At 72.3% G+C, this 8,062-nt stretch carries 6 protein-coding genes; all 6 read left to right on the top strand.

What is annotated here, in order from left to right:
* Positions 1-114 precede the first annotated feature (114 nt).
* Complete coding sequence (locus LCE31_RS32685; protein ID WP_308042343.1) at positions 115-2,097, top strand: peptidoglycan D,D-transpeptidase FtsI family protein; 1,983 nt, start codon at positions 115-117, stop codon at positions 2,095-2,097.
* Positions 2,098-2,121: 24 nt separating this feature from the next.
* Entirely contained in the window at positions 2,122-3,843 is a 1,722-nt protein-coding gene (locus LCE31_RS32680) for a UDP-N-acetylmuramoyl-L-alanyl-D-glutamate--2,6-diaminopimelate ligase (protein WP_374118621.1), read from the top strand.
* 4 nt (positions 3,844-3,847) lie between these two features.
* A complete protein-coding gene (locus LCE31_RS32675) occupies positions 3,848-5,290 on the top strand; it encodes a UDP-N-acetylmuramoyl-tripeptide--D-alanyl-D-alanine ligase (RefSeq protein ID WP_225020893.1) in 1,443 nt (480 codons plus the stop codon).
* Positions 5,287-6,357 (top strand): phospho-N-acetylmuramoyl-pentapeptide-transferase, encoded by a 1,071-nt coding sequence (gene mraY, locus LCE31_RS32670; protein WP_225020891.1) that lies wholly within the window; start codon positions 5,287-5,289, stop codon positions 6,355-6,357. The genes LCE31_RS32675 and mraY overlap by 4 nt, the downstream gene beginning before the upstream one ends.
* A gap of 34 nt (positions 6,358-6,391) precedes the next feature.
* Complete coding sequence (gene murD, locus LCE31_RS32665; protein ID WP_225020889.1) at positions 6,392-7,810, top strand: UDP-N-acetylmuramoyl-L-alanine--D-glutamate ligase; 1,419 nt, start codon at positions 6,392-6,394, stop codon at positions 7,808-7,810.
* Between the two features lie 49 nt (positions 7,811-7,859).
* On the top strand, positions 7,860-8,062 hold a 203-nt coding region (locus LCE31_RS32660), incomplete at its 3' end, for a hypothetical protein (protein ID WP_225020888.1).

The following is an 8,062-nucleotide window of genomic DNA, read 5'->3' as shown; positions in this document are numbered from 1 at the left end:
CCCGTCCGCCGGCGCGTCGCCCTCCGGTACGGCCACCCCGCCCGGCACCGCCGTACCGCTCGCGCTGACCGGCGCGGCGGCCACCCCGACGACCTCCCCCGGCAGGTGACGCACGTGCCCTCCCAGGAACCACCGCGCCGCAGGGTGCCGGGCCCCGGCCGCCCCGCAGGCGGCGCACGACCGGGTCCTGGCGCGAGGCCACGGCCCGTACCGCGCCGCATGTCCCGGCCGGGCCCGCCCCGCGGGCCCCGGCGGCTGAAGCTCGGCAGCCCCAGGCCCCGGCTGCGGTTCGTCGCGTTCGGCCTCTCGCTCGTGGTGCTCGTCTTCACCGTGCGGCTGCTCCAGGTGCAGGCCGTCGACGCGAGCGCCTACACCACGAGGGCCGACCAGAACCGCGTCCTGAAGTCCACCGTGGCGGCGGAGCGCGGCGAGATCACCGACCGCTCGGGTGTCCCGCTCGCCGCGAGCGACGACGCGTACGACATCACCGCGGACCCCTCGATGTTCGCGCCCGCCTTCAGCAAGGCGTCCGACACGCCCGAGCGGGCGGCGGCGCTCCTCGCCCCGGTCCTCGGCGTCGACCAGGCGGCCCTGGTCAAGAAGCTGAGCACGCCGAACTCCCGCTACACGGTGCTCGCCTCGCGGCAGACGCCGCAGGTCTGGAACCAGATCAAGGACCTCAAGAACGTCCTCGCCACCAAGGCGAGCAAGGACGCCGCCGCGGGCGGCCCCGGCACCAACCCGCTCGCCGGTGTCTTCGACGAGGAGTCCAGCAAGCGCGTCTATCCGAACGGCGACCTCGCCGCCGGGATACTGGGCTTCGTCAACGCCTCCGGGCACGGCGCGGGCGGCGTCGAGTCGATGCTCGACAAGCAGCTCGCGGGGCGCGACGGCGAGATCTCGTACACCCAGTCCGGCGGGCGCCGCGTGCCCACCGGCAGTTCCAGCGAGAAGCCCGCCGTGCCCGGTACGGGCGTCGAGCTGACGATCGACCGCGACATCCAGTGGGAGGCCCAGCAGGCCATCGCGGCCCAGGTCAAGAAGTCGAAGGCGGACCGGGGCTATGTCGTCGTGCAGAACGCCCGCACCGGCGAGGTCCTCGCGATGGCCGACGCGCCCGGCTTCGACCCCAACGACCTGTCCACGGCCAGCTCGGCGAACCTGGGCAACGCCGCGCTCCAGGACGCGTACGAGCCCGGCTCCGTCGCCAAGATCATGACGATGTCCGCCGTGCTCCAGCAGAAGGCGGCCACCCCGCTCACCCATGTCGTCGTGCCCAACCGGCTGCACCGCGGCGACCGCCTCTTCCACGACGACGTCGACCACGCGACCGAGTACCTCACGCTCAACGGCGTCCTCGCCAAGTCCAGCAACATCGGCACCATCGAGGCGGCCGGCCACCTCGGCAGCACCCAGGCCCAGGCGAACAAGGTGCTCTACTCGTACCTGAAGAAGTTCGGCATCGGGCAGCCCACCGGGCTCGGCTTCCCCGGCGAGACCCAGGGACTGCTCGCCAAGCCGGGGGACTGGTCGACCTCGCAGCAGTACACGATCCCCTTCGGCCAGGGGCTCTCCCTCAGCGCCCTCCAGGCCGCGTCCGTGTACTCCACCATCGCCAACGGCGGCGTCCGCGTGCAGCCGTCGCTGATCAAGGGCACCCGGGGCCCCGACGGCCGCTTCACGCCGAGTCCCGCCCCGCGCGAGAACCGCGTCGTCAGCGCGGCGACCGCGCACACCGTCGGCACCATGCTGGAGTCGGTGGTGGGCAACATCGAGGGGACCGGCACCTCCGCGAAAATCCCCGGCTACCGGGTAGCAGGCAAGACCGGTACCGCCAACCGGGTGGACCCCAAGACCGGTAATTACCGTGGGTACACCTCTTCCTTCGCCGGCTTCGCCCCCGTCGACAAGCCCCAGATCACCGTCTACTGCGCCATCCAGAACCCCACGAGCGGCCCGTACTTCGGCGGCTCGATCTGCGGTCCCATCTTCAAGAAAGTCATGGAGTTCTCCCTCAAGACGCTCCAGGTCCCGCCCACCGGAAGCGCCCCGTCGCGACTGCCGGTCACCTTCGACCCGGGATCTTCCGGCGACTGACCCTCAAGGCACCAGGAACCGCCAGTGACGACCAACACCACCCCGCCCGGCGACCGCCCCTCCACCGCGGACGGCGCGCCGCCCTCGCTTGGCCCGAGCCCCGCACAGGCGGGTACGCTCACCGCCGTGCGACACGCTGATCAGAACCCGACCGACGCCGCGCCCGCCCCCGAGAGCAGGCCGGGGGCGCCGCGCCCCGACCGGGTGAGCCCGATCCCGCTCGCCGACCTGGGGAAGCTGCTCGGCGAGAGCGCCCCGCTCGGCCCCCGCGAGGTCACCGGCATCACCCACGACTCACGGGCCGTCCGCCCCGGCGACGTCTACGCGGCCCTCCCCGGCGCCCGCGCGCACGGCGCCGACTACGCGGCGCAGGCCGCGGAGCTGGGTGCCGCGGCCGTCCTGACCGACCCGGCGGGCCGGGAGCGCGCCGAGGCCACCGGCCTGCCCGCCCTCGTCGTACCCGACCCGCGCGCCCGGATGGGCGAGCTGGCCGCGGCGATCTACGGGCACCCGGGCGACGACCTGCTCCAGATCGGCATCACCGGGACCTCGGGCAAGACCACCACCGCGTACCTCGTGGAGGGCGGCCTGCGCGGCGCCGGCCACCGTACCGGCCTGATCGGCACCGTCGAGATGCGCGTCGGGGACGAGCGCATCAAGTCGGAGCGCACCACCCCCGAGGCCACCGACCTCCAGGCGCTGTTCGCGGTCATGCGCGAGCGCGGCACCACCTCGGTCGCGATGGAGGTCTCCAGCCACGCGCTGGTGCTCGGCCGGGTCGACGGCTGCGTCTTCGACGTCGCCGTCTTCAACAACCTCAGCCCGGAGCACATGGAGTTCCACTCCGGCATGGAGGACTACTTCCAGGCCAAGGCGAGCCTGTTCACGCCGGAGCGCAGCCGCAAGGGCGTCGTCAACTACGACGACGAGTACGGCCGCAGGCTCGTGACCGAGGCCTCCGTGCCGGTCACCACGTTCTCCGCCGAGGGCCACCCCGACGCCGAGTGGCGCGCCGAGGACGTCGAGGTCGGCTCGCACCGCTCGACCTTCACGGTCGTGGGTCCCGGCGGCGTCAGGGTGCACGCGGAGGCGCCGCTGCCCGGCCCCTTCAACGTCGCCAACACCCTCGCCGCGGTCGTCGCGCTGGCCGTCGCGGGCATCGACCCGGCCACCGCCGCCGAGGGCGTCGCCGCGGTCCCCGGGGTCCCCGGCCGCCTGGAGCGCGTCGACGCCGGGCAGTCCTACCTCGCCGTGGTCGACTACGCGCACAAGACCGACGCCGTCGAGTCCGTGCTGCGCTCCCTGCGCAAGGTCACCAAGGGGCAGGTGCACATCGTGCTCGGCTGCGGCGGCGACCGCGACATCACCAAGCGGGGCCCGATGGGCGCCGCGGCGGCCAGGCTCGCCGACACCGCCGTCCTCACCTCCGACAACCCGCGCTCCGAGGACCCCCTCGCGATCCTCGCCGCGATGGTCGCGGGCGCGGCCGAGGTGCCCGTGCACGAGCGGGGCGCCGTCCTGCTCGACGCCGACCGCGCCGCCGCGATCGCCACGGCGGTCGCCCGCGCCCAGCCCGGCGACACGGTCCTCGTCGCCGGCAAGGGCCACGAACAGGGACAGGACATCGCGGGCGTCGTACGCCCCTTCGACGACCGGGAGGTCCTGCGCGACGCGATCAGCCACGCGCTCCACGACGAGCCCTGCCACGAGAACGCCAGTCGTCACAGGAACAACAGTCAGGGATGACCAAGTGATCACCCTCTCCCTCGCCGAGGTCGCCGAAATCGTCGGCGGGCAGGCGTACGACATACCGGATCTGCCGGGCGCCAAGGACATCCTGGTCACCGGGCCCGTCGTCTACGACTCCCGCAAGGTCGTGGCCGGGGGCCTCTTCGCGGCCTTCGCGGGCGAGCGCGTCGACGGCCACGACTATGCCCGGCAGGCGGTCGAAGACGGCGCGGTCGCCGTCCTCGCCACCCGCCCCGTCGGTGTGCCCGCCGTCGTCGTCGACAACGTGGTGGAGGCGCTCGGCGCCCTCGCCAAGGCCGTCGTCGAGCGCCTCGGCGCCACCGTGGTCGCGCTCACCGGCTCCGCGGGCAAGACCAGCACCAAGGACCTGATCGCCCAGCTGCTGCGCAGCAAGGCGCCCACCGTCTGGCCGGAGGGCAACCTCAACAACGAGATCGGCCTGCCCATCACCGCCCTGCGCTCCGAGGCGGACACCCGCTACCTCGTCATGGAGATGGGTGCCCGCTACATCGGCGACATCCGCTACCTGACCGGGCTCGTGCCTCCCCGGGTCGGCCTCGTCCTGAACGTGGGCACGGCCCACATCGGCGAGTTCGGCAGCCGCGAGAACATCGCCCTCGCCAAGGGCGAGATGGTCGAGTCGCTGCCGTCGGCGGAGGAGGGCGGCATCGCCGTCCTGAACGCGGACGACGCGCTCGTCTCGGAGATGGCGACGCGCACCACGGCGCGCGTCGTGTACTTCGGTGAGTCGGACAAGGCAGACGTACGGGCCGAGAACGTGCGACTCACGGACACGGGACAGGCCGCGTTTCTGCTCCGGACACCCTCCGGGTGCAGGGAGGTGACGCTGCGGCTGTACGGTGAGCACCACGTGTCGAACGCGCTCGCCGCGGCCGCCGTAGCCCATGAGTTGGGCCTGTCCGTCGACGAGATCGCAGAAGCGCTCCAGTCGGCGGGAACCCTCTCCCGCTGGCGTATGGAGGTCACCGAGCGCTCGGACGGCGTGACGATCGTCAACGACGCCTACAACGCGAACCCCGAGTCCGTGCGAGCCGCGCTCCGCGCGCTGGTCGCCATGGGCGGCGCCGCACGTGCCGAGGGGGGGCGTACCTGGGCGGTGCTCGGCCCCATGGCCGAGCTCGGGGACGACACGCTCGCCGAGCACGACGCGATCGGACGGCTCGCCGTCCGGCTCAACGTCAACAAGCTCGTGGCGGTCGGGGGCAGGGAAGCGTCCTGGCTGCGACTGGGCGCTTACAACGAGGGTTCGTGGGGTGAGGAGTCGGTGCACGTGTCCGACGCACGGGCGGCGATCGACCTGTTGCGCAGGGAACTGCGTCCGGGAGACGTCGTGCTGGTGAAGGCATCCAGGTCGGCAGCGCTGGAGAGGGTGGCCCTCGCCCTGCTCGACGACGCGGCCGAGGGCGAGGTCGCCGGCCGATGAGGCAGATCCTCTTCGCGGGGGCCATCGGGCTCTTCCTGACCCTGATCGGTACCCCGCTGCTCATCAAGCTCCTTGCCCGCAAGGGCTATGGACAGTTCATCAGGGACGACGGGCCGCGTACGCACGGCAGCAAGAAGGGCACGCCCACCATGGGCGGCATCGCCTTCATCCTGGCGACGCTCATCGCGTACGTCCTGGCGAAGCTGGTCACCGGGGAGGACTTCCACTTCTCCGGTGTGCTCGTGCTGTTCCTGATGACCGGGATGGGCCTCGTCGGATTCCTCGACGACTACATCAAGATCGTCAAACAGCGCTCCCTCGGCCTGCGGGCCAAGGCCAAGATGGCCGGGCAGCTGATCGTCGGCATCGCCTTCGCGGTGCTCGCGCTCCAGGACCCGAACACCCGCGGCATCACCCCCGCGTCGACCAAGCTGTCGTTCGTCACGGACTTCGGCTGGTCGATCGGGCCCGTGGTGTTCGTCGTCTGGGCGCTGTTCATGATCCTCGCGATGTCGAACGGCGTGAACCTGACGGACGGTCTGGACGGCCTCGCCACCGGCGCGTCGGTGATGGTCTTCGGCGCGTACACCTTCATCGGCCTGTGGCAGTTCCAGGAGTCCTGCGCCAACGCGGCGACCCTGACCAACCCCAATGCCTGTTTCGAGGTACGGGACCCGCTCGACCTCGCCGTCGTGGCGTCCGCCCTCATGGGCTCGTGCTTCGGCTTCCTGTGGTGGAACACGTCCCCGGCGAAGATCTTCATGGGGGACACCGGCTCGCTCGCTCTCGGCGGCGCGTTCGCCGGCCTCGCGATCACCTCGCGCACCGAGTTCCTGATGGCCGTGCTCGGCGGTCTGTTCGTCCTCATCACGATGTCCGTGGTGATCCAGGTCGGATCGTTCCGGATGACCGGGAAGCGCGTCTTCCGCATGGCCCCGCTCCAACACCACTTCGAATTGAAGGGGTGGTCCGAAGTCCTTGTCGTGGTCCGGTTCTGGATCATCCAGGGCATGTGCGTGATCGTCGCGCTCGGACTCTTCTACGCAGGATGGGCAGCCAAGAAGTGAGCCGGGGGACCAGTGGGGCAGCCGAGGTGAACACGTGAACACGGACGACTGGCAGGGCAGGCGCGTCACCGTCGCGGGACTCGGCGTCTCCGGCGTCCCCGCGGCACGCGTCCTGCACGGCCTCGGCGCCGAGGTCACCGTCGTCAACGACGGCCCCCACGACCGCTCCCGCGCCCAGGCACGGGACCTGGCCGCGCTCGGCGTCACCGTGCGGCTCGGCGACGGCGACACGCTGCCCGCCGGTACCGAACTGGTCGTCACGGCCCCCGGCTGGCGGCCCGACAAGCCGCTGTTCGCGGCCGCCGCCGCGGCGGGCGCCGAGATCTGGGGCGATGTCGAACTCGCCTGGCGGCTGCGCGGACCGGGGGCGGCACCCTGGCTCGCGGTCACCGGCACCAACGGCAAGACGACCACCGTACGGATGCTCGCCGCGATCCTGGCCGCGGCGGGCCTGCGGACGGCGGCCGTCGGCAACATCGGCGTCTCCCTCCTGGACGCCGTCACCGGCGACGAGACCTACGACGTGCTCGCGGTCGAACTCTCCAGCTACCAGCTGCACTGGGCGCCCAGCCTGCGCGCCCACTCCGCGGCGGTGCTCAACCTCGCCCCCGACCACCTCGACTGGCACGGCTCCATGGAGGCGTACGCCGCCGACAAGGGCCGGATCTACGAGGGCAACCAGGTCGCGTGCGTCTACAACGCGGCCGACAAGGCGACCGCGGACCTGGTCCGCGCGGCCGACGTCGAAGAGGGCTGCCGCGCCATCGGCTTCACCCTCTCCGCTCCGGGCCCCTCCGAACTCGGAGTCGTGGACGGCCTGCTGGTCGACCGCGCCTTCGTCGAGAACCGGCAGCGGCAGGCGCAGGAGCTGGCCGAGGTCAGCGACATCACCCCGGCCGTGCCGCACAACATCGCCAACGCCCTGGCCGCGGCGGCGCTCGCGCGCGCCTACGGCGTCGAACCCTCCGCCGTACGGGACGGACTGCGTGCCTTCCGCCCCGACCCGCACCGCATGGAGCATGTCGCGGACGTCTCGGGCGTCACGTACATCGACGACTCCAAGGCGACGAACACTCACGCGACAGAGGCGTCCTTGGCCTCCTACGACCCGATCGTCTGGATCGCGGGCGGCCTCGCCAAGGGGGCCACCTTCGACGAGCTGGTCGCGGGCGCGGCGTCGCGGCTGCGCGGGGTGGTGCTGATCGGCGCCGACCGTGCCCTCATCCGGGAAGCCCTGGCGCGACACGCCCCGCAGGTCCCGGTGGTCGACCTCGACCGGACCGACACTGGGGCGATGCTTGCGGCGGTCCACGAGGCGACGCGCCTGGCACAGCCGGGGGACACGGTCCTGATGGCCCCCGCCTGCGCGTCGATGGACATGTTCGCCAACTACAACAAGCGGGGCGAGGCGTTCGCGGAAGCCGTACGCTCGCTCACCGCGGAGCATGCCTGATCGGCGGGCCCAGGTGCCCCGCCGGGCTCGACTGGAGGGGCCACCGATCATGCCGACAACGCCGGGGACGCCGGCCGACGACACCCAGCGCGCCCGGCGCAGCGCCGCGCGGTGGCTCACCGGCCTGCGGGCCGGGACGCGCGCCGCCGCGGAGTACCGGGAACCCGCCCCCGGATGGCACCGGGACCCCGCCGTCGCGGGGCTTCCCGGCGCCGTCCTGCGGGGCGGCCCGCCCCGCGCGCGGCCCCAGAG

Source organism: Streptomyces sp. 8L (assembly GCF_020176795.1).
Lineage (GTDB): Bacteria > Actinomycetota > Actinomycetes > Streptomycetales > Streptomycetaceae > Streptomyces.
Note: the sequence above shows the minus strand (reverse complement) of the source record. Positions and strands in the feature narration are given on the sequence as shown.

Coding starts and splice junctions, on each gene's coding strand:
- mraY (WP_225020891.1), top strand. CDS start 5,287: ATGAGGCAGATCCTCTTCGCGGGGGCCATCGGGCTCTTCCTGACCCTG.